Raw genomic sequence first — 26502 nt, 5'->3', positions numbered from 1 at the left:
GCTCCGTGCGGGGGATCAAAAGGCCAGGCTCAGGCTCAGCGCGAACTGGTTGAGGTCGCGCGGGCGGGTGATCGGGGTAGCGCCGAACACGTTGCCGGTGCTGCCGTTGAACTTGCTGAAACGGAACCAGGTCGCGGACAGGCGCAGGTTGGAGATCGACGAATAGCTGTCGTCCTTGCCGAACGGCGCCCACGAGGCGCTGATCAGGTTGCTGGTGGTGTCCGGCGCGCCGTACGGGCGGTAGCGGAACGGATCGTCCGAGCCGGTGTTGATGAAGTGCGCCAGCAGCAGGCTGTAGCTCTGCTTGTAGGTGTAGTTGAGGCTGATCGACTGGTCGCGCACGCTGGCCCGGCGCGGGCCGGCCAGGGCCGGGTCGGTCGGGTCGATCAGCGCGCTGCCGTAGCGGCGGCGCTCGTAGATGTTGAGGTAGCCGAGCTTGAGGATGTGCTCGCGGGTGCCCAGGAACTGGTAGTTGAGGTCGTAGCCCAGATCGGTGAAGTCGTCGCGCGGGCCGGTGCTGCGCGGCAACTGCCGGCGCGTGGTCAGTGCGACCACGCCGGCGGAGAAGAACTGGCGCTTGAGGTCCTTCATGTAGCTCAGGCGCAGGTAGCCGGTGTCGCTGAGCTTGCCGGGATCGCCGCCGATGGCGTAGCCCAGGTCGTCCTGGGTCGACACGGGCAGGGCGGTGTAGGTGCCGACTTCGCCGTACCAGTTGCGGTCGTACAGGCCGTAGACGCTGGTGCCGATCACCCGGTTGGACAGCGAGGATTGGTTGAGCAGGGTGGTCGAACTGGAATAGGCCGAGGCCGGGCCCAGCCCGGAGGCGTTGGGCAGCATGCCGATCGGGTCCTGGCTGCCGGGATTGTTGTTGACGCTGACGCCGAGCAGGGTGTCCTTGCCGCCGAGCTGGAAGCTCTTGACCACTGCGCGCAGGTCGACGTTGTCCAGGCGCGTGGTGTAGTCGTTCTTGCCGTTGTTGGTGGTGGCGACCTTGACGTAGCCGCCGACGTTGTCGGTGATGCGCCCGGCCAGGTACAGGTCGGCCTCGCTGAAGCGGGTGCGGCTCTCGCCGCGCGCCGGCACGCTGCGGTTGGCGGTGAGCTGCGCGGAGGCCGGGATCTTGGTGCCGTTGCCGTCGCTGTCGGTGTAGCCGCCGAGCTTGAAGCGCATGCCGTAGGGCGTCAGCGCCGGACCGTAGGCGCCGATGTGGCAGTCGGCGCAGGACGAGCCGGTCTGCCGCGCGAACGCCGGCACCGCGGCGGCGCGTGGGCTCAGCACCAGCAGCAGCGAGCCCAGCGCCGACCACAGCAGCGCCTGCTCGGTGCCGCGCGTCCTGTCGCTGCGGGAGGAGGTGGAGGGGGACGACGGGGCCTGGTGCATGCGGAAGGTCCTTTGGCGGGCGGGTGGGTGCGGCGACGGACGGAAACGAGGTGAGCGGAGATGCGGCTCAGCGGCGGCGCAGGAACGGCACCATGCGTTGCAGCACGGCGTCGCGGCGCACGAGGTGGTGCCACAGCGCCGCGCCGATGTGCAGCAGGATCAGGCCGAGCAGCAGCCAGGCCGCGTCCACGTGCCAGGCGCCCAAGCTGTCGGCGAGATCGGGATCGGGCGCGACCAGCTCGGGCAGGGTCGCGCCGAATAGATGCACCGGCTTGCCCATCGATTGGCTCAGCGCCCAGCCCAGCACCGGCAGGGTCAGCAGCAGCGCGTACATCACCACGTGGGTGGCGCCGGCCAGCAAACGCATCAGCGCCGACCCGGCCTCCGGGTCGTGGCGCTTGCCCAGGCGCATCCGCAGTGCCACGCGCACGCAGAACAGACCGAGCACGAACAGGCCGAAGTGGCGGTGGCCTTCCAGCAGCCACTGCCGCCACATGCGGCCGTCGACCTCTTCGCGCAGCAGGATCAGTCCCGCCGCCAGCACCAGGCACAGCACGGTGAGCCAGTGCAGCCACACCATCGGCCGCGGCAATGCCGCCGACGCGGCAGGAGGGGAAACGGGCGGTTTCGGAGCGGCCGGCGTGGGCGAGGTCATGGCGGTACGCGGTGTCCTTGGGGGCGACGAGGCAGGGGCGCGGCGTGATGCCGGCGGGGCATCGCTGCAGCGGTGGTCGTCGATGGGTGCCGGCGCTGCGGCGAAAGGTTGCGTCGCGGTGCGCGTCGGCGTTGCGCAACCTTTCCGCGGACCCGCGGCACTCAGCCTGGACACTCCGATGTGGAGCCCGGTCGGGCACTCTGATGGCAATCGAACGAATCCAGTTGCGGACGCACGGCGACGCGCGCGGCCAGCTCGTGGCGCTGGAGCAACAGCGCGACGTGCCTTTCGACATCCGCCGCGTGTACTACCTGTTCGCCACCCGCAACGGCGTGCACCGCGGCCAGCATGCGCACCGCCATCTCAACCAGTTGGCGGTGGCGCTGCACGGTTCGGTGTCGTTCCTGCTCGACGACGGCAGCGGTCCGACGCAGGTGGTGCTGGACGATCCGCGGCAGGGCCTGCTGCTCGGCAGCATGGTCTGGCGCGATCTCTACGACTTCAGCGCGGACTGCGTGCTGATGGTGCTCGCCGACCAGGCCTACGACCCCACCGACTACATTTTCGACTACGACGAGTTCCTGCGCGAAGCGGCGGGCATGCGCCGGCAGGAGGCCTAGGCGATGGCGCGTCCCCTGGTCATCGTCGGCGCCGGCGAACTGGCGCAGATCGCCTGCGAATACTTCACCCACGACAGCGACTACGAGGTGCTGGCCTTCAGCGTGGAGCGCGACTACCTGTCCGCGCCGACCCTGGCCGGCCTGCCGGTGGTGGCCTACGAGGAGCTCGAACAGCGATATCCGCCGTCGCAGGTGGAGGCATTCGTGGCGATCCCCGCCAGCGGACTCAACCGGCTGCGCACGCGGTTCTATCTGGACGCCAGGCGCCGCGGCTACCGCATGGCCAGCTACGTTAGCTCGCACGCCTTCGTCTGGCGCAACGTGGAACTGGGCGAGCACTGCTTCGTGTTCGAGCACAACGTGCTGCAGCCGTTCACCCGCATCGGTGCCAACTGCATCCTGTGGAGCGGCAACCACGTCGGCCACCGCACGGTGATCCACGACCACGTGTTCGTGGCCTCGCACGCGGTGATTTCCGGCTACTGCGAGATCGGCGCGAGCAGCTTCATCGGGGTCAACGCCACGCTCAGCGACCGGGTCAAGGTCGCCGCCGACAACGTCATCGGCGCCGGTGCGCTGCTGACCCGCGACACCGAACCCGGACGCGTCTACGTCGGTGCGCCGGCGCGGGCGGTGGCCGGCAAGTCCAGCTTCGACGTGGACCTGTGAGACGCATGTTCGCCTGGCACAAACGTGGATTGGTGTTCGACACCGCGCGCGACGGCGTCGGCGGCTGGATGCGGCATTCGGCGCTGACGCCGACCCCGCTGCGGCTGGATGCCGAGCGTCTGCGGATCTACGCCGGCTTCCGCGACGATGCCGGGGTCAGCCGCATCGGCTACGTGGACGTGCGCGCCGACGATCCTACCCAGGTGCTCGGCATCAGCGCCGCACCGGTGCTGGACATCGGTCGCGCCGGCTGCTTCGACGACAACGGCATGATCCTCGGCGACGTGGTGCATGGGCCGGACGGCCTGTACATGTTCTATGTCGGCTTCCAGCAGGTGGCGCGGGCCAAGTTCCTGGCGTTCACCGGCCTGGCGGTCTCCACCGACGGCGGCGACACGTTCCAGCGCCGCCAGGACACGCCGCTGCTGGACCGCGCGCCGGGCCGCAGCACCATCGCCGCGGTGCATTCGGCGCGTTACGAGAATCGCCGCTGGCAGCTCTGGTACGCGGTGGGCGACGACTGGGAATGGATCGGCGGCACGCCGTACCCGCGCTACCACATCCGTTGCGTGGAGACCGACGACCTGCAGGCGATCCCGCGTCAGGACACGGTCTGCCTGCAGCCGCAGGGCGACGAGTACCGTATCGGCCGCCCGCGGGTATACCGGCACGATGGCCGCTATCTGATGTATTTCACCCACGGCAGCCGCGCCGGCGCCTATCTGCCCGGCATGGCGGTCAGCGACGACGGCCGCCACTGGCAGCGCTGCGACGCGGCGTTGGGCCTGCCGCTGTCGGCCGATGGCTGGGACGCACGCACGCTGTGCTATCCGGCGCTGATCCGCCACGGCGAGCGCCTGCTGCTGTTCTACAACGGCAACGACATGGGCCGCGACGGGTTCGGCGTGGCCGAGGCGGTGGTGCCGGCCGGCATGGCCTGGGAGGACGGCGATGCTGTCGGTTAGGGCGTATACCGCGACCGACGCGCCGGCATGGGATGCCGTGGTGGACGCCTCGCGCAACGGCAATCTGCTGCACCGGCGTGACTATATGGACTATCACGCCGCACGCTTCGTCGATGCTTCGTTGTTGGTCGAGGACGCCGGCGCGCCGGTGGCGGTGTTTCCTGCGAACCGCGATGGCGACGCGGTGACCAGCCATGCCGGGCTCAGCTATGCCGGCTTGGTGTCGACCCACGCGCTGCGTGCGACGGCGACGCTGGAGGCGTTCGAGCGCATCGCCGCGCATTATCGCGACACCGGCGTGCGCACGCTGCTGTACAAGGCGGTGCCGCATCTGTTCCACCGCAGCCCGGCGGAAGAGGACCTGTACGCGCTGCACCGGCTCGGCGCGCGCCTGCAGCGCCGCGACCTGTCCTCGGCGGTGCCGCTGCGCGCGCCGCCACGCTTCGCCGCCGCGCGCAAGCGCTCGGTCGCCAAGGCACGCCGCGCCGGGCTGCGCGTGCAACGGGTGGAGGATCCGGCGCCGCTGCATGCGCTGCTGGGCGAGGTGCTGCAACGCCACGGCGCGCGCCCGACCCACAGCCTGGACGAACTGCGCCTGCTGTGCGCGCGCTTTCCGGCGCAGATCGTGCCCTACGAAGTGCGCGACGGTGCCGACCTGCTGGCCGGCACGCTGGTGTACGACTTCGGCCATGTCGTCCATACCCAATACCTGGCCTGCTCGGAGCAGGGTCGCCGTGCCGATGCGCTGAGCCTGCTGCTGGCCGAACTGATCGAGCAGGTCTACGCGCAGCGCGAGTTCCTTAGCCTGGGCATTTCCACCGAGCAGCAGGGTCGGGTGCTCAATGCCGGCCTGGTCGAACAGAAGGAGCGCTTCGGCGCACGCGCTGTGGTCCACGATTTCTACCATTGGGAATTGCAATGAGTCTGCCAGCGGCCAGCGTGCCGTTCCTCGACCTGCGCGCCAGCAATGCGCGCTATGCCGACGAGCTCAAGGCCGCCGCGGCGCGGGTGATCGATTCCGGGTGGTACGTGCTCGGCGAGGAACTGGACGCGTTCGAGCGCGAGTTCGCCGCTTACTGCGGCACCGCCCATGCCATCGGCGTCGGCAACGGCATGGACGCGCTGACCCTGATCCTGCGCGGCTACCGCGCACTCGGCCGGCTGCGCGAAGGCGACGAGGTGCTGGTGCCGGGCAATACCTTCATCGCCAGCTTCCTGGCGATCAGCGAGAACCGGCTGCGGCCGGTGCCGCTGGAGCCGGAAGCGGTCAGCTTCAATCTGGATCCGGCGCAGGTGGAACGGGCGATCGGCCCGCGCACCAAGGCGATACTGGCGGTGCACCTGTATGGGCAACTTACGGAGATGGCCGCGTTGCGCAGCATTGCCGAGCAGCATGGCCTAATCCTGCTCGAGGACGCGGCGCAGGCGCATGGCGCACGCCGCGACGGCCGCCATGCCGGCAGCTTCGGCGATGCCGCCGGTTTCAGCTTCTTCCCCGGCAAGAACCTGGGCGCGCTCGGCGACGGCGGCGCGGTGACCACCGACGACGAAGCGCTGGCGGCGCAGCTACGCGTGCTGCGCAACTACGGCTCGGACATCAAGTACCGGCATCTGGTGCAGGGCGTGAACTCGCGCCTGGACGAACTGCAGGCGGCGCTGCTGCGGGTCAAGCTGCGCCATCTGGATGCCGACATCGCCGCGCGCCGCGCGATCGCCCAGCGATACCTCGATGGCATCGCGCATCCGCAGATCGCAGTGCCGCAGGTGGCCGACCCGGCCGCGCACGCCTGGCACCTGTTCGTGGTGCGCTGCGCACAGCGCGATGCGCTGCAACAGCATCTGCAGGCCCAGGGCGTGCAGTGCCTGGTGCATTACCCGACGCCGCCGCATCGGCAGCCGGCCTATCCGGAACTGGCGACGCTGCAGTTGCCGCTGTGCGAGCGGTTGGCTGCCGAGGTGCTCAGTCTGCCGATCGGCCCGACCCTGGACGACGCGGCGGTCGCGCAGGTGATCGACGCCTGCCGGCGTTTCGGTGGCGTGGCGGCATGAACGTGCTGCGCAGCGGCGTGTACAGCGGCGTGGCCACCGCGGCCAAGCTGCTGGCCGCGTTGCTGGTGCTCAAGCTGGTGGCGGTGTACGCCGGGCCGGCCGGGGTCGCCCGGCTCGGCCAGTTCACCAGCCTGATGTCGCTGCTGGCGGTGGTGGCCGGCGGCGGCATCGGTGCCGGCGTGGTCAAGTACGTGGCCGAATACCGCGACGATGCGCAGTCGCTGACCCGGCTGCTGGGAAGCGCCTTGGGCTATGCCTGCGTCGCAGCGTGCGCGATGGGCGTGGCCGCGCTGCTGTGCAGCCGCCTGATCGCCGAACGTCTGCTCGGCGACGCGCAGTACCAGCCGCTGATCTGCGTGCTGGCGGTGGCGCAGCTCGGGATTGCGCTGGCCAACTACATCCTGGCCGTGGTCAATGGCTTCATGGACGTGCGCCGGCTGGCCTTGATCCAGGTCGCCGGCGCGGTGCTGAGCGTGCTGCTGGTGGCGGCGCTGGCGCACGGCATGGGCCTGTATGGGGCGCTGTTGGGCCTGGTGCTGGGGCAGGTCGCCTGGCTGTGCGCCGGGGTACCGGCGCTGCGGCGCAGCCCGTACTTCCGCCGCGAGATGCTGCGCATCCGCTTCGACCCGGCGATGGTGCGGCGGCTGGCCGCCTTCTCGGCGATGACCCTGGCCTCGGCGCTCCTGCCGCTGCTGGTCAACATCGGCGTGCGCGATCATCTGGCCGGCCAGCTCGGCTGGCAGCAGGTCGGCTATTGGCAGGCGGTGAGCCGTGTCTCCGATGCCTACCTGCTGTTCTTCACCACCGCCATCAACGTCCACTACCTGCCCAAGCTGGCGGCGCTGCACACGCGCGCCACGCTGCTGCAGGAACTGCGCGGCGCCTACCGCTACGTGCTGCCGGCGGTGATCCTGGCCGCGGCGGCGGTGTACCTGTGCCGCGACTGGATCACCCGGCTGCTGTTCTCGGCCGATTTCGCCGCTGCGCTGCCGCTGTACGCGCCGCAGCTGCTCGGCGACGTGCTCAAGATCGCGTCCTTCGTGCTGTCCTACCTGATGCTGGCCAAGGCGATGACGCGGCTGTTCGTGCTCTCCGAATGCTTTTTCGCCGCCAGCTACCTGGGCCTGGTGGTGCTGTTCACCGCACGCCTGGGCCTGATCGGCGCGACCTACGCGTTCGCCTGCAATTACGCGCTGTACCTGGCGTTCAACGTGCTGGTGGTACGCCGCTACCTGCGAGGACTGGGCTGATGGACGCACCGCACACGCCGCCGACGCTGCCGCTGGTGTCGGTCCTGATCCCGGCCTACAACCACGCGCGCTTCGTGCAGCGCTGCCTGGACAGCGTGCTGGAGGATCCGTACCCGAACAAGGAACTGGTGATCGTCGACGACGGCTCCCGCGACGGCACCGCCGAGCGCATCGCCGAGTGGATTGCCCAGCACGGCGACACGTTGCACGTGCGCTTCTGGCCGCGCGAAAACCTCGGCATCGCCGCCACGCTCAACCACCTGGTGGCGATGGCACGCGGCGAGTTCCTGCGCCTGGGGGCCAGCGACGATTACCTGCTGCCCGGCGGATTGGGCGTACAGGTGGCGTACCTGGGCGCGCATCCGCACAAGGCTGCGGTGATCGGCGACGCCATCGTGGTCGACACCCAGGGCCGCACCGTGCACCAGAGCAGCATGCGCGACCTGCACGGCGTGGACAAACGCCTGTACCTGAGCGAGGCCGGCATCCGCCGCGCGGTGATCCGCCACTGGGCGGTGAGCGGGGCGGTGGCGCTGGTCCGGCGCAGCGCACTGCAGCCGGGCGCGGAGTGGGACGAGGGCCTGCGCATCGAGGACTGGGACTTCTTCCTGCGCCTGGTCGCGCGCGACGCCCTCGGCTTCCTGGACGTGGCGGTCTGCGCCTACCGCGTGCACGACCACAACGCCAGCCGCACCCGGCACTTGCCCAGCCGCCTGGCCAACTTGGCCGAATCGCGGCAGGTGGCGCTGCGCCGCGCGCGGTTGTTCGATCCCTCCAGCCGCACACTGCTGCACGCGCAGGCGCACTACATCGCCGCCAAGATCGCGTTCCTGCGGCGCAGCCCGCTGGCGCTGGGCGGGCACCTGTTGGCACATGCGTGGCTGTCGCTGGTGGCGCGGTTGCGCCAGGGCGGTCAGCCAGCCCTGATCGAGCGCACATGAGCCGCCTGCTGCGCCTGCCGTCGGCGTATTTCGGCCTGCCGCTGCTGCTGAGTTGTGCGCTGACCCTGCTCAGTTTCGACCTGCCGCCGGGCTATCTCGCCGGCATCGCGCTGCTGGCCGCCGTGGCGCTGGCGACGCTGGGGCTGGACGCATTGCTCGGCATCCGCCTGCCGCCGTTGGCGGCGTTCCGGGCGCGCGACTACGCCGGCACCCGCGAGGCCTTCGTCGCGCTCGGCCTGGCCGCCGCGGTGGGGTTGTTCTGCCTGCTGGACCTGTTGCTGTTCCCGATTCCCTTGCTGCACAACCCCTCCGCCTACGCCGACCTCAGTCCGCTGCAATCGCATGTTCGGCATGTGTCGAACATGTGCTGGATCCTGCCGCCGATCGGCCTGCTGTGCGTGCGCGAGCGCAGTGTGCGCAACGCGCTGCTGCTGGCCGGCTTCGCCTTCCCGGTGCTGGTGATCGACCGCAACCGCCTGTTCGCGGCGGTGTTCAGTGTGGGCCTGTTGCTGTTGCTGCGCCGCGATCCGGCACGGTCGCTGCCGTGGAAGCGGGTGCTGGCGCTGCTGTGCGCGGGTGCCGCCGCGTTCTCGCTGCTGGGCACGTTGCGCTCGGGCTCGCTGGATTCGGTGGCGCTGCCGTTCGGCGCGCTGTACCGGGCCGCGCCGCAGGGCATCAAGTGGCTGCTGCTGTACATCGGTGCCGGCCCGTACAACTTCGGCGCGCTGCTCAGCAAGGGCTACGAGAACGCCAGCTTCCTGGTCAACCAGCTGGTGCCGCTGAGCGGTTCCATCGCCACTGCCGGCACCGGCATCCCGCTGGATGCGCCGAACATCAATGTCGGCACCGAGTTCCTGCCGTTCCTGCTGGCCGGCGGCCCCGGCGCCGCGCTGGCGGCGATGCTGGCGCTGTACGCGGCGCTGCTGTGGAGCGTGCGCCTGCTCGGTCGCGGCGTGGCGCTGTTCAACCTGCTGGTGTTCCTGCGCATCGCCTACGCCTGCGTGATGTCGCCGTTCGCGCCGCAGGCCTTCACCTGGACCAATGCCGGCTTCGTCGCGCTGTGCCTGCTGCTGCACGCCTGCAGCGCCTTGCTGCCGAACCGCCGCGACGCCGCACCGGCGGCTGCCCTGCCTTCCGTTCCCCCGAGATCCCCGCTGCCATGACCGACACCGCCATGCCCCAAGACGAAATCTACCTGATCGACCTGTGGCGGATCCTGCGGCGGGAATGGCGCTGGTGCCTGCTGCCGCTGTTGCTCGCATTGGCGCTGGCGGCGCTGTTCCTGCATGGCGCGACCCGCCAGTGGCAGGCCACCGCCTGGGTGCAGGTCGGCGAGTTCGGCCCGACCCCGTCCGGGCGCGACCCCAAGCTGGAACCGTTCCAGCGGGTGATCGACCGGATCAAGACCCGGCAGTTCCAGGAACAGGTGCTGCGCGGCGCCGGCGTAGCGTTGGACAGCCGCCAGGCCGCGCTGTACCGCGACAGCCTCAAGCTGGATCCGGACCCGTACGCCAACCTGATCCAGCTGACCCTGCGCGCCCAATCGCCGCAGCAGGCACGGCAGCTGGCGACGGCCACCATCGCGCAGCTGCAGGCGCTGCACCGGGGCATCCAGGCCGGTCCGCTGCAGCAGGCCAATGCACGGCTGCAGGCGCTGGCCGCGGACATCGCCGCCACCCAGGCCGAGCGCGACCGCTTGCTGCAGCAGCAGCGCGAAGGCCGCGGCAGCGTCGAGCAGCAATTGCTCGGCAACATGCTGCTGTCGGAGAAGACCACCACGCTGCGCGGCCTCAAGGCCGAACGCGAGGATCTGCTCGGCCGGCTCGGCGCGCGCTACACCTACGACACCTCGGCGCCCTGGGAGACCTATGTGCCGCCGCGCGCCGCGTTCCCCAACCCGGTGCTGGTGCTGGCCGCGGCGCTGCTGGCCGGGCTCGGCGGCGGCGTGCTGGCCGCGGTGGTGCGCAACGCGCTGCGCCGCCGCCAGACGCGGCCGACTGCGGCTGCCGCATAACGGCACCTCGCCGATTCAACCAAACGGCGCCGCCGCCGCACCTACCGTCAGTACCGCGCGCTCGATGCGCGCGGATTCCGACGAGGGCAGGGGAGTGGAGAGGTGCAGGTGACAGCGAACGGCAAGGCGGGCGCGACGGCGCATACGACCACTCTGGACCCGGTGCGGCTGCTGGACACGCAGCGCGCCTTCGACAGCGTGGCCGCGGACTACGATGGCCCACGCGGCAACAACGCGCTGATCCAGCGCATGCGCACCACCTTGTGGGACACGGTGGCGACGCAGTTGCCGGTCGGTTCGCGCCTGGTCGACCTGGGCTGCGGCACCGGCCTGGATGCGCACGCCTTCGCCCAACGCGGCTACCGCGTGCTGGCCACCGACTGGTCGCCGCAAATGGTCGAGCGCACCCGTGCCCGCGCGCAGGACCCGTGCCTGCACGGCCGGCTCAGCGCGGCCCACGTCGGCATCCAGCAGCTGGATCTGCTCGATGGCGAGTTCGATGGCATGTACTCCAACTTCGGCCCGCTCAACTGCGCGCCGGATCTGCCGGAGGTCGCCGGTCACTGCGCACGGCTGCTGCGCCGCGATGGCCGGCTGGTGTTCTCGGTGATCGGCCGGCTGTGTCCGTGGGAACTGGGCCACTACCTGCTGCGCGGGCGCCTGCGCCGTGCCGCCGTCCGCGCCGCCCGCGGCGCCACCGCGGTCGGCATGAACGGGCACACGATCTGGACCTGGTACTACTTCCCACGCGAGTTCTACCGCGCGTTCGCGCCGCACTTCGAGTTGGAGTCGTACCGCGCGCTCAGCCTGTGCCTGCCGCCGCCGTACCTGGTCGACCACTACCAGCGCCACCCGCGTTTGGGCGAGGCACTGGGCCGCCTCGACGACCGCATCGGCGGCTGGCCGCTGCTGCGCGACATGGGCGACCACTTCCTGATCGTGATGCGCAAGCGCTGAGCATGGCCGCGCCTGCCGCTCCCGTCGACGTCTGCCTGGACGGTGCGCGTGTCGCGCATGCCGGCGGGGCAGTGCACGCGCCGCTGGCGCTATGCGCCGGTCGCGTCGCCGCGTCGGTCACGCCGGCGGCGCTGCACATCGCCTTGCCGCGGCACCTGCTGCTGCCGGGCTTGATCAACGCCCACGAGCATCTGCACGTCAATGCGGTGCCGCCGCTGCCCCAGGCCGCGCCGTTCGCCAACAGCTACGCCTGGATCGACGCCTTCGCCGCGCATTTCCGCGCTCCGGCGGTGGCCGCCGCGCTGGCTCTACCCAAGCCGCTGCGGCTGCGCCATGGCGGGCTGAAGAACCTGCTGGCCGGGGTGACCTGCGTGGCCCACCACGACCCCTGGCATGCCGCGCTGGACGCGGCCGACTTCCCGGTGGCGCTGCTGCACGATTTCGGCTGGAGCTACACCTTGCATGGCCCCGACTACGGCCCGCCGCTGGCGCAGAGCTTCGCCGCGGCGTCGGCTGCCGGCTGGCCGTGGATGATCCACCTGGCCGAAGGCACCGACGCGGTGGCCGCCGGCGAACTCGCCGAGTTGGAGCGGCGCGGCCATCTGGCCGACAACACGGTGCTGATCCACGGCGTCGGCCTGGGCACGCACGATGTCACGCGCGTGCTCGCCTGCGGCGCAGCGGTGGTGTGGTGCCCGAGCAGCAACCTGACCCTGCTCGGATGCACCCTGGACCCACGACGCCTGAGCGCCGCCGGGCGTCTGGCGCTGGGCAGCGATGCGCGGGTCAGCGGCGGCCGCGACCTGCTCGAGGACCTGCGCTTGGCCGCTGCCCACGGCCTCGACGCGACCCAGGCGCTGCGTCTGGCCACGACCGCCGCGGCCGACATCCTGCGTTTGCCGGAGCGCGGGCATCTGGCGCCGGGCGCATACGCCGATCTGCTGATCGTCGCCGATCGCGGTGGCGCACCGGCGCAGAGCCTGGTCGGGCTGTCGCGCAGTGCACTGCGCGCGGTGGTGCGCGACGGGCGGCCGCGGATCGCCGATCCCGATTTCGCGCCGTGGTTCGCCGCCGTCGGCGTGGACACGGTGCCGGTGACGCTGGACGGCGTGCCCAAACTGATGGCCGCGGAGCTGGCCGATCCTGAGTTGCTGGCGCTGGAGCCGGGCCTGGAATTTCAAGTTGCGCCGCCGCGTTCGCGCAAGGCGGACATGGTGCAGGTATGCCACGCATGAGCGCAGTCCCGACCCTCGATCCGCTCGCCGCCTACGCCCTGTGGGCGGACAGCTACCCGGCGCAGGCGCATAACCCGGTGATGCAGGCCGAGCAGCGCGCCATGCTGGCCTTGCTGCCGCAATCGTTGCGCGGCCAGCACGTGCTCGATGCCGGCTGTGGCAGCGGCCGCTACCTGCTGCATGCCCTGCAGCGTGGCGCAGAGCACGTCACCGGCGTGGACCTGTCGCCGCAGATGCTGGCGCGCGCCGCGCAGGAACTGGCGGATGCCGACGCCGGCCGCTGCACCTTGCAAGAAGGCAGCCTCGAGGCCTTGCCGCTCGCCGATGCCAGCGTGGACCTGAGCCTCTGCGCGCTGGCGCTGGGGCACCTGCCGCAGTTGCCGCCCGCGCTGGCGGAACTGCGCCGCGTCACCCGGCCCGGCGGCTGGGTGCTGTGCAGCGACGTGCACCCGATCGGCCCGGCGCTGGGCTGGCGCCGCGACTTCAAGGCCGGCGGTCAGCGCTACGCGGTGCGCCACACCCAGCACCTGTACAGCCACTGGCACGCCGCCTGCGCCGCGCTGGGGCTGGCCATCGACGCGGTCAGCGAACCGATGCTCGACCCGGCGGACATTCCCGCCGGCGCCCATTTCGATCCCGCTGCATTGCAGGTGCCGGTGGCCCTGGTGCTGCGCCTGCGGCGCCTGCCGTGACCCCCGTCCTGCGTTCGCCCCGTATGTCCTCCACACCCAACACGCTGCTGGTCAATCCCACCATCACCAAGCCGTCCAGCGCCCGCTTTCCGCTGTCGCTGCTGAACCTGGCGGCGGCACTGGACCGCCACGGCGACAGCCGCATCATCGACGGCAACGTCGACCGCGACTTCATCGACCGCAGCCTGCAGGCGCTGCAGGAGCAGCACTTCGATGCGGTCGGCATCAGCGTGATGGGCGGGCCGCAGCTGGCGCCGTCGATCGCGCTGTCGCAGGCCATCCGCGCGCGCTTCCCGGCGCTGCCGATCGTCTGGGGCGGCTATTTCCCCACGCTGTACCCGGACACCGCGCTGGCCGCGCCGTACGTGGACTACGCGATCCGCGCGCAGGGCGAGGACACCTTGCCGGAACTGCTGGCCGCCTTGCGCGGCGAGGGGCCGACGCTGGCGCAGGTCGACGGGCTGTCCTGGAAGCAAGACGGCGCCGTGGTGCACAACCGCAACCGCGCCTTCCAGCGCGGCGATGCACTGCCGTCGCTGCCCTACGAAAAACTCGGCGAGCCGCGTCGCTATCTCGGCCGCACCTTCCTCGGCCAGCGCACCGCCTCGCACCAGGCCGCGCTGGGCTGCCGCTTCCGCTGCACGTTCTGCGGGGTGGCGGCGATGTTCGGCGGCGCCACCGCCTTGCCGACCGCGGCACGCCTGGAGCGCGAGCTGGGCTATCTGAAGTACGGCCTGGGCGCCGACTCGATCCAGTTCTTCGACCACAACTTCTTCGACCGCGAAGCCGACATGATCCCGCTACTGGAGGTGATGGCGAAGCTCGAGATGCCATGGTGGTGCTATGCGCGCGCCGACGCGTTGCTCAACCTGTCCGAGAGCACCTGGAAACTGGTGCGCAAGAGCCGCCTGCGCATGGCCTACATCGGTGCCGAGTCGCCGAGCGGGGCGATGCTCAAGGAGATCCGCAAGGGCACGCGCCCGGACCAGACCCTGGAAGTGGCCGAGCTGTGCCGGCGCAATGGGGTGATCCCGGAATTGTCGTTCATGGTCGCGCCGCCGCAGGACAGCGAGCGCGAGACCGAGCAGACCTTCGAGTTCATCCGCGAGCTGAAGCGGATCAACCCGCAGTCGGAAATCATCGTCTACGTGTACACCCCGTTGCCGGAAAGCAGCCGCCACGAGAAGGACCGCGGCCGCCGCGCCGGCATGCCCTTGCTCGACCGCGACGGCGTGCCAGTGCAGTTCCCGCGCACGCCGGAGGAATGGGCGCAACCGCAGTGGGTGGACTACGCCTGCCACGCCGATGCGCCCTGGCTCACCGATGCGCTGCGCCAGCGCATCCGCGATTTCGTCACGGTGCTCGGCTGCCGCTATCCCACCGCGCAGGACCCGCGCTCGCCGGGCTGGGCCAAGCGTGGCCTCAGCGCCCTGGCCGCGTGGCGCTACCGCTACCGGCGCTACGACCGGCCATGGGAGCTGAACCTGGCCAACCGGCTGGTGCGCCTGCACCGGCCGCAGGCGTCCGGGATCTGAGCATGGCCGGCAACGCCGCCCGCGCCGTACACGCCGTGCAGCTCAACTTCGTGCCGCTGCCGGACGGGGTGACGCCGGAGCAGGCGTTCGCGCTGTGGCCATCGCTGGCCGATATCGCCGAGGCCGTGGCCAGCGCCGGCACCCGCGTCTCGGTGATCCAGGCCGCTGCGGTCGATGCACAGCTGCGGCGCAACGGCGTCGACTATCACTTCGTGCGTCGCGCCGACGCCGGACGCCGGCGCCACCTGCGGCGCATCGCCGCGTTGCTGGCCGAGCTCGATGCCGACGTGGTGCACGTGCACGGCCTGCAGTTCGCGCGCGAGGCGGCGACGCTGGCGCGCTGGCGGCCGTCGCTGCCGATCCTGCTGCAGGACCACGCCAACCGTCCGCCGCGCTGGTGGCGGCGGCCGCAGTGGCGACGCTGGTATGCGGCCGCCGCCGGCATCGCCTTCACCTCGCTGGGCCTGGCGCGCGGCTTCGTGGGTGCCGGGCTGTTCGCCGGATCCACGCGGCTGTTCGCCATTCCCGAATCCAGTTGCCGCTTCACTCCCGGCGAGCGCGACCAGGCGCGCCGCGACAGCGGACTGCACGGCGCGCCCTGTGTGCTGTGGGTCGGCCATCTGAGCGAGGGCAAGGATCCGCTCACCGTCCTCGAAGGCGTGGCGCGCGCCAGCGTGCAGTTGCCCGAGCTGCAACTGTTCTGCGCGTTCGGCGATGCGCCGCTGCTGCCGGTGGTGCAGCAGCGCCTCCAGGCCGATCCGCGGCTGGCCGGCCGCGTGCACCTGCTGGGCCGGGTGGAGCACGCGCAGATCCAGACCCTGATGCGTGCGGCCGACCTGTTCGTGTCCGGCAGCCTGGCCGAGAGCTGCGGCTACGCCGCGCTGGAGGCCTATGCCTGCGGCGCGGTGCCGGTGCTGACCGACATCCCCGCGTTCCGTGCGCTCAGCGATGGCGGCCGGGTCGGCGCGCTGTGGCCCTGCGGCGACGCCGAGCGCCTGGCGGCCACGCTGCTGCAGGCCTCACGCGACGGGCCGTCGCGGGCGTTGGTGCGCGCGCATTTCGATGCGCAGCTGTCGTTCTCGGCGGTCGGGCGGCGCTGGGCACGCGCCTATGCGCAGCTGCTCGGCGCCGCGCCGCAGAGCGCAGCATGAAGCTGGCGCTGGTGGTGCCGGGCGGCGTCGACCGCAGCGGCGAGTACCGGGTGATTCCGGCCTTCCTGAGCCTGATCGAACGCCTGGCACGCGTGCACGAATTGCACGTGTTCGTGCTGCACCAGGAGCCGCTGCCGGCGCAGTGGGAGCTGCTGGGCGCGCACATCCACAACATCGGCGCGGTGCGCACGCGCTGGCGCGCGATCGCCGCGATCCGCGCCGAGCACCGCCGCGCGCCGTTCGACCTGGTGCAGTCGCTGTTTTCCGGCCACTGCAGCCTGATCGCGGTGGTGGCGGCGCGCTGGCTGCGGCGGCCGAGCCTCGTCCACATCGCCGGCGGCGAACTGGTCGCGCTGCATACCATCGGCTACGGCGGCCGGCGCAAATGGCAGGGTCGGCTGCGCGAGGCGCTGGTGTTGCGCCTGGCGAGCGCGGTGACCGCCGCCAGCGCGCCCATCCTCGACAGCCTGCGGGCGTTGGGCATCGCCGCCGAACGCGTGCCGCTGGGCGTGGACCTGCGCGCCTGGCCGCCGCGCCCGCCGCGTGCGCGCGGGGAGGGGCCGGCGCGCCTGCTGCACGTGGCCAGCCTCAATCCGGTCAAGGACCAGACGACCCTGCTGCGCGCACTCGCCGCGCTGGTCCGCGCCGGGGTCGACTTCCGCGTCGACCTGGTTGGCGTGGACACCCTCGACGGCGCGATGCAGCGCCTGGTTGCCACGTTGGGGCTGAGCGAGCGCGTGCGCTTCCTCGGCTTCAAGACCCAGCGCGAACTGCGGCCGCTGGTGGAGGCGGCGGATCTGCTGGTGCTGTCGTCGCAGCACGAGGCCGGGCCGCTGGTGCTGCTGGAAGCGGCGGTGGCGGGCGTGCCGACGGTGGGCACTGCGGTCGGGCATCTGCAGGAGTGGGCGCCCTCGGCGGCGCTGGCGGTGCCGGTGGGCGACTGGGCCGGCCTGGCCGATGCGCTGCGCCAGGTGCTCAGCGACGACGAACTGCGCCTGCGTCTGGCCTGGGCGGCGCAATGCCGGGCCGTGCGCGAGGATGCCGACTGCAGCGTGCGCGGCTTCACTGCGCTGTATCAGCGCCTATGCGCACCGCGCAACGCCGATGGCCGGCGCGCCGCGCAGCATGGTTGACGCGCAGCGCGGCATTCCGGCGCTTCGCCTTCAAGACGGAATCACGCTTTGTGGTAGGAGCGGCTTCAGCCGCGACATGCGCCGCCACAATGGCTGTCGCGGCTGAAGCCGCTCCTACGACGGTCTTTTACTGCGCGCTCGATGAGGGCGTGCGTCAATCCGACGACGGCACATACCCCTGCAGCGCCGTCCGCACCGCGTACAGCGTGTCCATCCGCGGCACCGGACGCAGCAGCCGCTGCAGCACGCGGCGACGCTGCGGCAGACGCACCCAGTCCTGGCCCTGCAACCACAGTTGGGTGCGGATCATCTCGGCGCGTTCCTGCCGGCTTTCCGCCGAGGGCTGCAGGCGCTGGCGCAGATAGTCCAGCACCTCGCGGCCCGAACGCGCCCACTCGATGCCCGGCACTGCCGGTAGCCACAGTTGCGAGCACGACGCCGCGGTCAGGTCCAGCCCGCGCGTGCGCAGCCGCAGCAGCGGCGGGCATTGCGCGCGCAGTTGCTTGAGCACCGCCGACGGGATCGCCGCTCGGTAGTAACGCAACATCAGCCGCAAGGGCGACCATGCCCACCAGGCATCGGCGCCGGTCAGCACCTGCCAGTCGCTGGCGCGCATGCGCGGGGCGAGCAGGGCCAGGTCGTGCAGGTGCATCAGCCGCAGGCTGCGGCTGCACAGCCCGCCGGCCGCATGCAGCAGCAGGTGGCTCATCAGCGCGCCGTTGCTGGGGTAGGGATTCAAGCCAGGCTTGCCGTCGCGCGGCAGGATCCGTTCGCCGAGGTCGACCGTGTGCAGCGGCAGGCGCTCCTGGATGCGCACGTGCAGTTCGATGTTGATCGGGGTGTCGCGGTGCTCGCCCAGCGCCGGCACGGCCTGCGCCTGTGCCGGGCGGAAGGTCTGATGCTTCCATTGCACGAACTCGGCCACGTAGCCCAGCGCACCGAGCAGCGCCGCGGCACGCTCGGCGTCCTCGGGGCGCACCAGCAGGTCGATGTCGGCCATCGGGCGGTCGCCCGGGCGATACAGGCCTTGCGCATGCAGCGCCGCGCCTTTCAGCGGCACGATCGCCAGGCCGGCGGTCTGCGCCAGGGCATCGATCCGCTGTAACAGTGCGGCGATGCGCTGGTAGCGATGTGCCACGTGCTCGCGTTGCCCGTCCAGGAACGCGCGCCACGGTCGGTCCGGCCACTGCGAGCGCTGGCTCAGCAGCGGCGCCACGCCGTGCGCGACCGCCGCCGCGGCGGCCAGTTGCCAGTGCAGACCGCTCCAGGCCGGCATCGGCGCACCCGGGCGCGCCAGCTCGTGCGCCAAGGTTTCGGTGGCCAGGCGCAGGCCACGACCGATGCGCCGCAGCGGCAGTTGTGCCGGCGTCACCGTGGGGACCGCCGCCGGCGGGTCGGCCGCCACAGCGGGATTCGATGGCGTCGCCACGTCGTTCATGAGCGCTGCACCAGCGGGATGCGGCGGCTGCTACCGGCGGCGACCGCCTTGGCCGGCGGCGCTGGCAGCGCCTCGGTCCGATGCTGCGCCTCGCGCGCGATCAACGCCGCCCAGTCGGCGTCCAGCGCCACCCAGTCCTGCGCATGCGTCGGCGCCGGGCGCGCATCCTCACGGCATTGCAGGTCCACCTGCCGGTGCAGCAGGTCGCGCACCTGGCGATAGAACGCCGAGTCGTAGGCGCCGCGGAACATCATCGCCAGGTCGTCGCTGTCCTGCCAATGCGTCTTGCGCCCGAGCTGGTCCTTGACCTGCTGGTAGAACACGGTGCCGGGCAGGGGATAGGACACGCTGACGCCGATGTCGTCCGGCCGCGCCTGCGCCACCAGTTGGCGGGTGGCGAGGATGTCGTCCAGCTGCTCGTCCAGGTAGCCCAATTGCAGGAAGAAGCCGACGCGGATGCCCTGCGCGCCGAGGCGCTGGCGCGCGGCGATCACGCCGTCCACGTCGGTGCCCTTGGTCATCTTGTCGAGGATGCGCTGGCTGCCGCTCTCCGCGCCGATCCAGGCCTCGCGGCAACCGGCCCGCGCCAGCGCGGCGGTCATGCGCTCGCTGCACAGGTCGGCGCGGGTCTGGATGGTGAAGGGCACCGCGCCGTCGGCGGCGGCCAACGCGTCGGCGAAGTCCTCCACCCAGTCGACGTGGAAGCCGAAGATGTCGTCGGCCATCCACACATGGTCGGGCGCGAAGCTACGCTTGAGCTGGGTCATCTCCGCGGCCACGTCCTGCGCCTCGCGGCGTTTGTAGTGATTGCCCCAGATCGGCTTGGCGCACCAGTTGCAGCGGAACGGGCAGCCGCGCGATGCGGCCATGTTCAGGCTGAAATGGCCGTGCCGCTGCTGCCAGAACGCACGGTAGCGGGCGATGTCCAGCAGGTCCCAGGCCGCCGTCACCGACAGCCGCGGATCCGGCGGCCGCGCGCCGATCTGCGCGCGCTTGAGTTGCGGCAACACCGCGCTGGCCACTTCGGCGATGCCGGCCACCCAGCGCGCCGGGTCGATGTCCGGTTCCGCCTGCAGGCGCGCCACCAGTTCCAGCAACGCCGCGATGCCTTCGCCGATCAGCACCGCGTCGGCACCGGCGGCGAGGAATGCCCCCGGGTGATCCGACGCGTCGGAGCCGGCGACGATCACCCGGCTGCCGCCGGCGCGCGCCTCGGCGATCATCCGGCACGCGGCCTCGCGCATCCGGCTCAGGCACATCTTGGTGAGGAAGTTGAAGTTGTCCTCGTAGAACACCACCAGGTCGGGCCGCTGCGTGCGAACGGCGTGGTCGTAGTCCTCCACACCCTCGGCGAGCATCGCGTCGAACAGCGTCAGTTGGTGTCCGTGCTGGCGCAGCAGTGCCGCCACCTGCAGCGTGGCCAGCGGCGGATACGGCTTGCCACGCTCCCATTGCTTGGGGTCGTAGCGCAGGAAGTAGGAGTGGCTGACCTGGATCTTGAGCATCGGCGAAAGGTCTCGTTCGGCGCCGTGGGGGAGAAGGCGCATGCAGCGATGGCCGCGCGCAGGTGGCCGTGGCGGTAGGTGCCGGGGCTGCGTCGTTTGGTTGCGCGCTGCGTGGGTGGCGCCGGCGCAACCTTTGGCCGCGACCAGCGCACCCACGCTGCATCCACTCAAGCGACTCTTCTCCGATGCAGCGATCGACCGTGCGTGTTCTGGACGTGGAGACAAGCGACCACGCCGCGCCTGTCGTCGCCGCGAGCGGCGCCTGCGATCCGTTCCACACCCGGTTGCCGCGACCGCACACGCTCAGCAAGCAACTGCTCGGCGGCCGCTTCCACTTCGAAAGCAACAGTCCGACCCTGCTGGCCTTGGTGGAGGCCGCTTTCGGCGCGGTGCCGGCGCATCGCCTGCCGGAGAGCGCTGCGTTCCGTATCGAGCTGACCCTGGTGAACCGCGGCGAGGCGCCCTACGCGCTGGCGTTGGAACCGCCGCCGGTGCAGACCCATTCCGGTGCCGGCGTGTTGAGTGGGGTGATCGATGCGCACAACTACGTGGTGCTGGTGCCCGAGCAGGGCAGGGCGCTGGTGGTGGTGTCCGAGGACATGCTCGCGCACGCCTACCACGTGCGTTACGAACTGATCGAGTTCGCCGTGTTCGTCCTCGCCGCGCGCGGCATGCGCCTGGTGCCGCTGCACGGCGCCTGCGTCGGCCGCGATGGCCGCGGCGTGCTGCTGCTCGGCGGCAGCGGCGCCGGCAAGTCGACTCTGGCCCTGCACAGCCTGTTGCGCGGGCTGGAGTTCCTCGCCGAGGACGCCCTGTTCGTCGCGCCGCAGTACCTGCTCGCCACCGGCATCGGCAACTTCCTGCACCTGCGGCCGGAACTGCTGCGCCTGCTCGACCCGCAGACCTGCGCCTGGATCGCAGCGGCACCGATGATCCGCCGCCGCAGCGGTGCGCTCAAGCACGAGGTCGACATCCGCCAGGGCGACTGGCGCCTGGCACAGGCGCCATTGCGGCTGGCCGCGGCCGTGTTCGTCTCGGCCACCGTGGCGGCCGATCCGCAGCGCCTGCTGCAGCCGCTGCCCGACGCGGACGTGGCGGCGCGCCTGGCCGCGGACCAGCCCTATGCCGCGGGCCAGCCGCAATGGCCGTTGTTCGCCCGTCAGCTGCAGCGGCTGGGCGTCTACGAACTGCAGCGCGGCACCCATCCGGAGGCCTCGGTCGATGCGCTGCAGACGCTGCTGGGCTGAGTCCTCGCACATGGTGATGGTGCCGGCGATGCGCATCGCCGGCGTCCCGGAGTGTCGGCTAGGCAAGGTGTTCATGGTCCACGGCGCAGACACCCGACGATGAGCACGCGACCGGATCCAGCCTCGCACCTGCTGCGTGCCTTCATTGCCGTACTCGGTCGCGGCGAGTGCCTTCGCATCGCCTGGTACGTGCTGCTGTCGCTGCTCGGCGCGCTGGCCGGCGCGCTCGCCGCGGTCGCGTTGGTGCCGCTGGTGCAACCCAGCCATGTACTGACCCTGGCCGGGCACGCCTTGCCATTGCCGAGCGGCTTCCTCGCGCAGACCCTGCTGTTCGTCGCCGCCAGCAGCGGCTTCGCCCTGCTGCGCTGGTGGGCGACGCGACTGGCCGCGGACCTGGCCAGCCGTCACGCGCTGGACCTGCGCCGGCAGGTGCATGCGCGGCTGCTGCAGGCGCCGCTGCCGGCCCTGGCCGATGCCAGCTCGGCGGAAATCGCCAACCTGCTCACCTACAACGTCGAGATCGTGGTGCAGGGCTTCAGCGCGCTACTGCAGCTGCTGGTGGCGGCGATCACCGCGGCGGTGAGCCTGGCCGCGGCATTCCTGGTCTCGCCCATGCTGGTGCTGGCACTGCCGCCACTGCTGGCGCTGGGCCTGCTTGCCTTCCGCATCGCCGGCCACGAACAGGCCCGGGTCAGCCGCCAGTACGTCGCCGACATGACCCGGCTGTTTTGGCTCAGCGAGGATTTTCCGCGGCGCCTGCGCCACGTGCGTTCGTTCGCGCGCGTGGCGCGCGAGCAGGAAGCCTACGAGGCGATCGCCGGTCGGCTCGCCCATGGCTACGCGCGGCAGCAGGCGCTGGTCGCGTCCGGCCGCCTATGGCTGGAACTGGCGGCGGTGGCGGCCGTCGCCGCGATCATGCTGCTGGCCGGGATGTGGCACGGCATCGATCGCGGTGCGCTGATCACCGTCGGCCTGCTGCTGGGACGGCTGCTGCCGTACCTGGTCTCAACCCGGCAGAGCGTGCAGCAGCTGCGCTCGGCGGCGCCGGCGCTGGAGCTATGGCAGCGCTATGTGGCGCTTGGTACGCCAGCACCGGCGCCAGCGCCGGCACCGCCAACCACGGTGGCAGCGCAGTCCAGTGCAGCGACCGAGGCGGCGGCGCCAGCGGCCATCCAGATCGAACGCATCGGTCTCGCCCCGCCGCTGGCCGCCGTCGCCTTGACCGATCTGGTCCTGGCGCCGGGCACGCTGACCCTGATCAGTGGCCCGTCCGGGGTCGGCAAGAGCAGCCTGATGGATGCGCTGGCCGGCATGGTCGCGCCTCCGCAGTTCGTCGCCCACTGCGACGGCCGCGCGCTCGACTTCGCCGGCTATCGTGCCGTGCTACAGCCCTTGGCCTACGTCGCCCAGGGCGTGCGGCCCTGGCAGCACACCGTGCGGCACTGCCTGGCCTGGGCGGCGCCGAGCGCGGGCGAGGCGGCGATGTGGGAGGCCCTGCGCGACGTCGGCCTGGCCGCACGTCTGCAGGGCGGCGCCGGCCTGGACACCGCCGCGCACGGCGCCGGCGCGCGCCTGTCCGGCGGTGAACTGCAGCGGCTGCTACTGGCCCAGGTGCTGCTGCGGCAACCGCGCGTGGCCTTGCTCGACGAAGCCACCAGCGCTCTCGACGCCATCGCCGAACAACAGGTCCTGGGGACGCTGCGGCGCCGCTTGCCGCAGACCGCTCTTGTGGTGGTGTCGCATCGGCTCGGCCTGACGGCGATCGCCGACCAGTGTTTGATGGTGCAACGCGGGACTGTGGCTCCGCTGCTGTTGGCGGACCGCGCGTCCTGAGCGACCGCGGCGGTGCGCTGGCGAACCCAGGACGCTGTCGTTTCCAGCCGCCAGCCCGATGCGTCGGTCCAAGCGTGCTACGCGCGGTTTTGTCTAAGCGCCAGGGGCTGGGCGTCGCTAAGCTCTGCGCACAGGGGGAGAGCATGGACGTCATTCAACGGGTAGCTGCAGGGCTGCTCCTTATCGCCGTCTCGGTGACCGCATCCGCGCAAACGCGTTCCGCGATCGGGCGGGGCCTCGAGCGTGTGAACCCGCAGCGCAACGTCGCCCCGATTCCACGCCTGGATTGCCGCAAGCTGCTGGCAAACGATCCGCGGCCCTGGACGCATGCCTATTGCGAACACGTGGACTTCTCCATACAGGACAACCTGGCCCATACCTTCGGCCGACCGAGGCCATCCCGGATCCAGCTCGACATTCCCGCACTGGGCACTGCCGAAGCCCGTGCCGCCGGTGTTTCCTGCTCGGAGGGGCGCGTGATCCGCAAAGTGGGCAACGGCTGGGAGCAGGCCCTGGACCGTGATCGCAATTACTTGCGTTGCAGACCATCGGTGGAACTGCCGTCGATTTTCATTGGCAGCTGACGGAGCGTGCGTGCTCGGCACACTCACAAAAAACGAGGACCCCGCAAGCGAGGCCTCGTTCGCATTCAAACTCAGGTGGTGTAAGTCCACCTGACGTCCAACTCACCCCTGCGGGATGTCGCACTTCATCTTTCCATCCACGTAGTACGGCTTGGGGACGTCCGGATTCTGGCTGGTCTTTTCGAACACCACCTCGAACGAGTTGGGATCCGGCGTGCCCTTGCGCGACGTGCAGGCCTCCTGCAACTTCTTCTTGACCGCGGCGATGCCGGCTTCGCGGTTGGCACCGTCCGCGCTGTTGGTGAGGTTGGCGACCTCGGCGAAGGCCGGCGAGGCGAGGCCCAGCAAGCTTCCTGCGAACACGAGTGCGTACAGCTTCTTCATGGCGTCTCCTTGTTGTTGGGTATCCTTACGCAGCCGGAGGCGTTTGTCGCCACGCATGCGGCAATGCCTGGCACAGCGGCCGTCTTCCAGCGCGGGGCTAGCATAGGCAGCGGTGGTTAAGGCTTCGTGGGGATAGCGGCGGCACGACGTTGCAGCACCACCCTCGCAGCGATCATGCATTTCGGTCTCGGTTGCGCCCTGTAGCCGATACGCGTGGCCCGGGGGTGCCCAACCCTGAAAGGGCATGCCGCCAGCGCGACAGCGGAGGCTACTCGGTACGCGGCGCCTCGTAGCTCTGCCCAGGCTGCAACGTCGTCACGTAGGGACCGTTCCAGTCGCGGTCGAAGATCCGCGTCAGCGTTTCGGCCGGGCCCTTCCCTTTGACGAACACCGAAGCATCCACTGCGGTGTTGAAGTAGCTCCACTCCCAGTTACCGGTGCCGATGACGCTGCTGCGGTCGTCGGCCACCGCGTACTTGGCGTGCTCGACCCGCGCGTACGGAATGAAGCCCTGCGGCGCCGGCGGCAGACGACTGAACTTCACCGTGATGTTCGGCAGCGCGGCCAGGCTCTTCAGATACCCCTGCATCGGGTCGCGCAGCGCCCAATCGGCGACGATGATGTGCACGTGCACGCCGCGCGCGGCGGCATCGCGGATGGCGCTGTCGACCGGCGCCCACCAGCCCTTGGGGCCGAAGCTGCGGATCGCCGAGAGCGTCATCACCTGGATGCGCAGCGCATGCTGGCTGGCGCGGATCATCTCGACCAGCGCCGGCTCCTCGGCAGTGACCCATGCCGGCTGCAACGCCGGCGGGCTGAACGCGGGGAAGGCGGTCAGCGGTGCATCGCTGCCGGCGTCCAGCAGCACCGGATCGCTGGCAGTGACCGGAACGAAGTCCGGCGGCAGCACGCCGCGCGCCTGCGCCTTGGCCAGATCGCCCTCGTCGGCCAGGCGCCAGCTGTAGTCGAAGCTGGCGGCGAAGGTCCTAGCGAAGCGTGCATCATCGATGCGCGCCCCGATCTCGTGGATCTGCTCCAGCGCCCGCCAGTCCCAGTTCTGGCTGCCGACGAATACGCTGGCGTCGTCGACGATCATGTACTTGGCGTGCAGCACGCCGCCGGTCAGCGTATCGACCGGCAGCACCCGCACGGTGATGCCCGGCACCTTGCCCAGCCAGGCGACGCTGTCCGGATTCTTGGCCAGGAAGGTGTGGTCGACCAGCAGGTGCACCGCCACCCCGGCACGGGCGCGGGCGGCCAGCGCGTCCAGTACCGGCGTCAGGCCGGTGCCGGGCTTCTCGGAGATGTAGAACGCGGCGATGTCGATGCGCTGCTTCGCCCCGTTGATCATCGCCAGCCAGGTCTGCTGGGTGCGCGGCACCCCGGGTTCGCCGTAGACGCTGGCCTCGGGCACGCTCTCGACGATCTGGAACTGCGAGGGCTGCGGCCGGGACTCGGCACCGGTGGCTGCCGACAGCAGCAGGCAGACCATGGCGGCGGACAGGAAACGGCGTGCGCGATGCGCGCTGGCGATGGAAGCGAGAGGCACGTTGGGTGTCCTTGCGGGAGCTGGGAAGTGGACGCCGGGCGGCGATGCGCGTGCATGCTACCGGCAGCCGTCGTAGCTTGGCAGCCCGTTGCTGCAACGCACGTGTCAGTGAGATGCCCCGGTGCCGATGGGTTCCGGATAGCTTGGCGCGGTCCTGTCCAGGCGCGTCAGCGCGTCAGGGTAGAGCGCGCCGCCGATGCGCGCGCCGGTCGGGGCCGACCTCCATCGCTTGACGACTCACTGCCCGCATTGGATCAGGACCTTGCCATGCAGGGCTGCGCCGCGACCGACACGCCCGGCCGAGCAGCGGTTGCAGAAGAAACGCATCGCGGTCCAACGGCACCCGCGACCGCGTCGCGCCATGCGGGAGGGTTCAAACGCGACCATCGGCGAATGCAGCCTGCGCCTGCGCAAACCACTGCAGCACCTGCTGGCGATGCGGCTCGCCCCAGCAGCGCACGAACTGCTGGGTGTGATGGTCGGTGGGATCGTTGAGCGCAGCGATACGTTGCGCGATATAGGCAGGCTCCAATCGCAGGCCGCAGTCGACCTCGATGCAGTGGCGCCACGCGGTGTAGCTATCGGGAATGATGGAAAAAGACATGAAGATCCCTGAAGTTCGGCACCCACCGCGGCACAGCCCCCGTGCGACGCACGTCGATGGTGGCCGGATGCGAACCGCGGCTGACTGACGGCAACGGCAGGCTTGCGCCCGC

25 protein-coding genes are annotated in these 26502 nt (G+C 70.7%); 18 read left to right on the top strand and 7 right to left on the bottom strand.

The features are described 5' to 3' along the window. Window positions 1-15 precede the first annotated feature (15 nt). Both GGR64_RS18380 and GGR64_RS18375 read right to left on the bottom strand, forming a co-directional pair. Window positions 16-1380 (bottom strand): cytochrome C, encoded by a 1365-nt coding sequence (locus tag GGR64_RS18380; RefSeq protein WP_184647640.1) that lies wholly within the window; start codon window positions 1378-1380, stop codon window positions 16-18. 67 nt (window positions 1381-1447) lie between these two features. Then, the gene (locus GGR64_RS18375; RefSeq protein WP_184647691.1) at window positions 1448-1960 is read right to left on the bottom strand and encodes a cytochrome b/b6 domain-containing protein; all 513 of its coding nucleotides are present in this window, start codon (window positions 1958-1960) and stop codon (window positions 1448-1450) included. A gap of 278 nt (window positions 1961-2238) precedes the next feature. Between GGR64_RS18375 and GGR64_RS18370 the strand changes: the two genes are divergently transcribed. The 15 genes from GGR64_RS18370 to GGR64_RS18300 all read left to right on the top strand — a co-directional run bounded on the left by GGR64_RS18370 (window position 2239) and on the right by GGR64_RS18300 (window position 17246). Then, on the top strand, window positions 2239-2655 hold the full coding sequence (locus GGR64_RS18370; RefSeq protein ID WP_160968075.1) for an FdtA/QdtA family cupin domain-containing protein: 417 nt from the start codon (window positions 2239-2241) through the stop codon (window positions 2653-2655). A gap of 3 nt (window positions 2656-2658) precedes the next feature. Next, a complete protein-coding gene (locus GGR64_RS18365) occupies window positions 2659-3324 on the top strand; it encodes an acetyltransferase (RefSeq protein ID WP_184647638.1) in 666 nt (221 codons plus the stop codon). Between the two features lie 5 nt (window positions 3325-3329). Further along, a complete protein-coding gene (locus tag GGR64_RS18360) occupies window positions 3330-4289 on the top strand; it encodes a hypothetical protein (RefSeq protein ID WP_184647636.1) in 960 nt (319 codons plus the stop codon). Beyond that, the gene (locus GGR64_RS18355) at window positions 4276-5211 is read left to right on the top strand and encodes a GNAT family N-acetyltransferase (protein ID WP_184647634.1); all 936 of its coding nucleotides are present in this window, start codon (window positions 4276-4278) and stop codon (window positions 5209-5211) included. Before GGR64_RS18360 ends, GGR64_RS18355 begins: the two co-directional genes overlap by 14 nt. Further along, window positions 5208-6338, top strand: coding sequence for a DegT/DnrJ/EryC1/StrS family aminotransferase (locus GGR64_RS18350; RefSeq protein WP_184647632.1), 1131 nt, complete (start codon window positions 5208-5210; stop codon window positions 6336-6338). Before GGR64_RS18355 ends, GGR64_RS18350 begins: the two co-directional genes overlap by 4 nt. Beyond that, window positions 6335-7588, top strand: coding sequence for an O-antigen translocase (locus tag GGR64_RS18345; RefSeq protein WP_184647630.1), 1254 nt, complete (start codon window positions 6335-6337; stop codon window positions 7586-7588). Before GGR64_RS18350 ends, GGR64_RS18345 begins: the two co-directional genes overlap by 4 nt. Then, window positions 7588-8529 (top strand): glycosyltransferase, encoded by a 942-nt coding sequence (locus GGR64_RS18340; RefSeq protein ID WP_184647628.1) that lies wholly within the window; start codon window positions 7588-7590, stop codon window positions 8527-8529. Before GGR64_RS18345 ends, GGR64_RS18340 begins: the two co-directional genes overlap by 1 nt. Next, window positions 8526-9692 carry a hypothetical protein gene (locus GGR64_RS18335; RefSeq protein WP_184647626.1) on the top strand — a complete coding sequence of 389 codons (1167 nt, stop codon included), beginning with the start codon at window positions 8526-8528 and terminating at the stop codon, window positions 9690-9692. Before GGR64_RS18340 ends, GGR64_RS18335 begins: the two co-directional genes overlap by 4 nt. An 11-nt stretch (window positions 9693-9703) precedes the next feature. Next, window positions 9704-10543, top strand: coding sequence for a Wzz/FepE/Etk N-terminal domain-containing protein (locus GGR64_RS18330; protein ID WP_184647624.1), 840 nt, complete (start codon window positions 9704-9706; stop codon window positions 10541-10543). 108 nt (window positions 10544-10651) lie between these two features. Then, entirely contained in the window at window positions 10652-11500 is an 849-nt protein-coding gene (locus GGR64_RS18325; protein WP_184647622.1) for a class I SAM-dependent methyltransferase, read from the top strand. Window positions 11501-11502: 2 nt separating this feature from the next. Then, a complete protein-coding gene (locus GGR64_RS18320; RefSeq protein WP_184647620.1) occupies window positions 11503-12735 on the top strand; it encodes an amidohydrolase family protein in 1233 nt (410 codons plus the stop codon). Then, the gene (locus GGR64_RS18315; protein ID WP_184647618.1) at window positions 12732-13427 is read left to right on the top strand and encodes a class I SAM-dependent methyltransferase; all 696 of its coding nucleotides are present in this window, start codon (window positions 12732-12734) and stop codon (window positions 13425-13427) included. Before GGR64_RS18320 ends, GGR64_RS18315 begins: the two co-directional genes overlap by 4 nt. Window positions 13428-13450: 23 nt before the next feature. Further along, on the top strand, window positions 13451-14962 hold the full coding sequence (locus tag GGR64_RS18310) for a radical SAM protein (RefSeq protein ID WP_184647616.1): 1512 nt from the start codon (window positions 13451-13453) through the stop codon (window positions 14960-14962). 2 nt (window positions 14963-14964) lie between these two features. Beyond that, entirely contained in the window at window positions 14965-16113 is a 1149-nt protein-coding gene (locus GGR64_RS18305) for a glycosyltransferase family 4 protein (RefSeq protein WP_184647614.1), read from the top strand. After that, window positions 16110-17246: a glycosyltransferase family 4 protein gene (locus GGR64_RS18300; protein WP_184647612.1), complete on the top strand. Its 1137-nt coding sequence runs from the start codon at window positions 16110-16112 to the stop codon at window positions 17244-17246. Before GGR64_RS18305 ends, GGR64_RS18300 begins: the two co-directional genes overlap by 4 nt. Window positions 17247-17400: 154 nt before the next feature. On the opposite strand, the gene GGR64_RS18295 is transcribed toward GGR64_RS18300, so the two are convergent. Both GGR64_RS18295 and GGR64_RS18290 read right to left on the bottom strand, forming a co-directional pair. Continuing rightward, window positions 17401-18684, bottom strand: coding sequence for a nucleotidyltransferase family protein (locus GGR64_RS18295; protein WP_260303468.1), 1284 nt, complete (start codon window positions 18682-18684; stop codon window positions 17401-17403). After that, window positions 18681-20189 carry a radical SAM protein gene (locus GGR64_RS18290; protein ID WP_184647610.1) on the bottom strand — a complete coding sequence of 503 codons (1509 nt, stop codon included), beginning with the start codon at window positions 20187-20189 and terminating at the stop codon, window positions 18681-18683. The genes GGR64_RS18295 and GGR64_RS18290 overlap by 4 nt, the downstream gene beginning before the upstream one ends. A 185-nt stretch (window positions 20190-20374) precedes the next feature. Here GGR64_RS18290 and GGR64_RS18285 point away from each other — a divergent pair, with 185 nt between their 5' ends. The 3 genes from GGR64_RS18285 (at window position 20375) to GGR64_RS18275 (ending at window position 23853) form a co-directional block, all read left to right on the top strand. Continuing rightward, on the top strand, window positions 20375-21436 hold the full coding sequence (locus tag GGR64_RS18285; protein WP_184647608.1) for a serine kinase: 1062 nt from the start codon (window positions 20375-20377) through the stop codon (window positions 21434-21436). A 99-nt stretch (window positions 21437-21535) separates the two neighbouring features. Then, window positions 21536-23269: an ABC transporter ATP-binding protein gene (locus GGR64_RS18280; protein ID WP_184647606.1), complete on the top strand. Its 1734-nt coding sequence runs from the start codon at window positions 21536-21538 to the stop codon at window positions 23267-23269. 143 nt (window positions 23270-23412) lie between these two features. Further along, the gene (locus tag GGR64_RS18275) at window positions 23413-23853 is read left to right on the top strand and encodes a hypothetical protein (protein ID WP_184647605.1); all 441 of its coding nucleotides are present in this window, start codon (window positions 23413-23415) and stop codon (window positions 23851-23853) included. Between the two features lie 102 nt (window positions 23854-23955). Here the strand turns inward: GGR64_RS18275 and GGR64_RS18270 are convergent, their stop codons facing one another. From GGR64_RS18270 to GGR64_RS18260, 3 genes are all read right to left on the bottom strand, one after another. Continuing rightward, window positions 23956-24237: a hypothetical protein gene (locus GGR64_RS18270; RefSeq protein ID WP_184447922.1), complete on the bottom strand. Its 282-nt coding sequence runs from the start codon at window positions 24235-24237 to the stop codon at window positions 23956-23958. A 268-nt stretch (window positions 24238-24505) separates the two neighbouring features. Continuing rightward, window positions 24506-25786 (bottom strand): phospholipase D-like domain-containing protein, encoded by a 1281-nt coding sequence (locus GGR64_RS18265; RefSeq protein ID WP_326520376.1) that lies wholly within the window; start codon window positions 25784-25786, stop codon window positions 24506-24508. 373 nt (window positions 25787-26159) lie between these two features. Next, on the bottom strand, window positions 26160-26390 hold the full coding sequence (locus tag GGR64_RS18260) for a hypothetical protein (RefSeq protein WP_184647602.1): 231 nt from the start codon (window positions 26388-26390) through the stop codon (window positions 26160-26162). Window positions 26391-26502 lie beyond the last annotated feature (112 nt).

The organism is Xanthomonas sp. 3307, assembly GCF_014199735.1.
Lineage (GTDB): Bacteria > Pseudomonadota > Gammaproteobacteria > Xanthomonadales > Xanthomonadaceae > Xanthomonas_A > Xanthomonas_A rydalmerensis.
Note: the sequence above shows the minus strand (reverse complement) of the source record. Positions and strands in the feature narration are given on the sequence as shown.

What these genes read in the sequence shown, in the direction of transcription:
- GGR64_RS18380 (WP_184647640.1), bottom strand. Translation starts at nt 1,380, where the DNA reads ATGCACCAGGCCCCGTCGTCCCCCTCCACCTCCTCCCGCAGCGACAGG.
- GGR64_RS18375 (WP_184647691.1), bottom strand. Translation starts at nt 1,960, where the DNA reads ATGGTGTGGCTGCACTGGCTCACCGTGCTGTGCCTGGTGCTGGCGGCG.
- GGR64_RS18370 (WP_160968075.1), top strand. Translation starts at nt 2,239, where the DNA reads ATGGCAATCGAACGAATCCAGTTGCGGACGCACGGCGACGCGCGCGGC.
- GGR64_RS18365 (WP_184647638.1), top strand. Translation starts at nt 2,659, where the DNA reads ATGGCGCGTCCCCTGGTCATCGTCGGCGCCGGCGAACTGGCGCAGATC.
- GGR64_RS18360 (WP_184647636.1), top strand. Translation starts at nt 3,330, where the DNA reads ATGTTCGCCTGGCACAAACGTGGATTGGTGTTCGACACCGCGCGCGAC.
- GGR64_RS18355 (WP_184647634.1), top strand. Translation starts at nt 4,276, where the DNA reads ATGCTGTCGGTTAGGGCGTATACCGCGACCGACGCGCCGGCATGGGAT.
- GGR64_RS18350 (WP_184647632.1), top strand. Translation starts at nt 5,208, where the DNA reads ATGAGTCTGCCAGCGGCCAGCGTGCCGTTCCTCGACCTGCGCGCCAGC.
- GGR64_RS18345 (WP_184647630.1), top strand. Translation starts at nt 6,335, where the DNA reads ATGAACGTGCTGCGCAGCGGCGTGTACAGCGGCGTGGCCACCGCGGCC.
- GGR64_RS18340 (WP_184647628.1), top strand. Translation starts at nt 7,588, where the DNA reads ATGGACGCACCGCACACGCCGCCGACGCTGCCGCTGGTGTCGGTCCTG.
- GGR64_RS18335 (WP_184647626.1), top strand. Translation starts at nt 8,526, where the DNA reads ATGAGCCGCCTGCTGCGCCTGCCGTCGGCGTATTTCGGCCTGCCGCTG.
- GGR64_RS18330 (WP_184647624.1), top strand. Translation starts at nt 9,704, where the DNA reads ATGCCCCAAGACGAAATCTACCTGATCGACCTGTGGCGGATCCTGCGG.
- GGR64_RS18320 (WP_184647620.1), top strand. Translation starts at nt 11,503, where the DNA reads ATGGCCGCGCCTGCCGCTCCCGTCGACGTCTGCCTGGACGGTGCGCGT.
- GGR64_RS18315 (WP_184647618.1), top strand. Translation starts at nt 12,732, where the DNA reads ATGAGCGCAGTCCCGACCCTCGATCCGCTCGCCGCCTACGCCCTGTGG.
- GGR64_RS18310 (WP_184647616.1), top strand. Translation starts at nt 13,451, where the DNA reads ATGTCCTCCACACCCAACACGCTGCTGGTCAATCCCACCATCACCAAG.
- GGR64_RS18305 (WP_184647614.1), top strand. Translation starts at nt 14,965, where the DNA reads ATGGCCGGCAACGCCGCCCGCGCCGTACACGCCGTGCAGCTCAACTTC.
- GGR64_RS18300 (WP_184647612.1), top strand. Translation starts at nt 16,110, where the DNA reads ATGAAGCTGGCGCTGGTGGTGCCGGGCGGCGTCGACCGCAGCGGCGAG.
- GGR64_RS18295 (WP_260303468.1), bottom strand. Translation starts at nt 18,684, where the DNA reads ATGAACGACGTGGCGACGCCATCGAATCCCGCTGTGGCGGCCGACCCG.
- GGR64_RS18290 (WP_184647610.1), bottom strand. Translation starts at nt 20,189, where the DNA reads ATGCTCAAGATCCAGGTCAGCCACTCCTACTTCCTGCGCTACGACCCC.
- GGR64_RS18285 (WP_184647608.1), top strand. Translation starts at nt 20,375, where the DNA reads ATGCAGCGATCGACCGTGCGTGTTCTGGACGTGGAGACAAGCGACCAC.
- GGR64_RS18280 (WP_184647606.1), top strand. Translation starts at nt 21,536, where the DNA reads ATGAGCACGCGACCGGATCCAGCCTCGCACCTGCTGCGTGCCTTCATT.
- GGR64_RS18275 (WP_184647605.1), top strand. Translation starts at nt 23,413, where the DNA reads ATGGACGTCATTCAACGGGTAGCTGCAGGGCTGCTCCTTATCGCCGTC.
- GGR64_RS18270 (WP_184447922.1), bottom strand. Translation starts at nt 24,237, where the DNA reads ATGAAGAAGCTGTACGCACTCGTGTTCGCAGGAAGCTTGCTGGGCCTC.
- GGR64_RS18260 (WP_184647602.1), bottom strand. Translation starts at nt 26,390, where the DNA reads ATGTCTTTTTCCATCATTCCCGATAGCTACACCGCGTGGCGCCACTGC.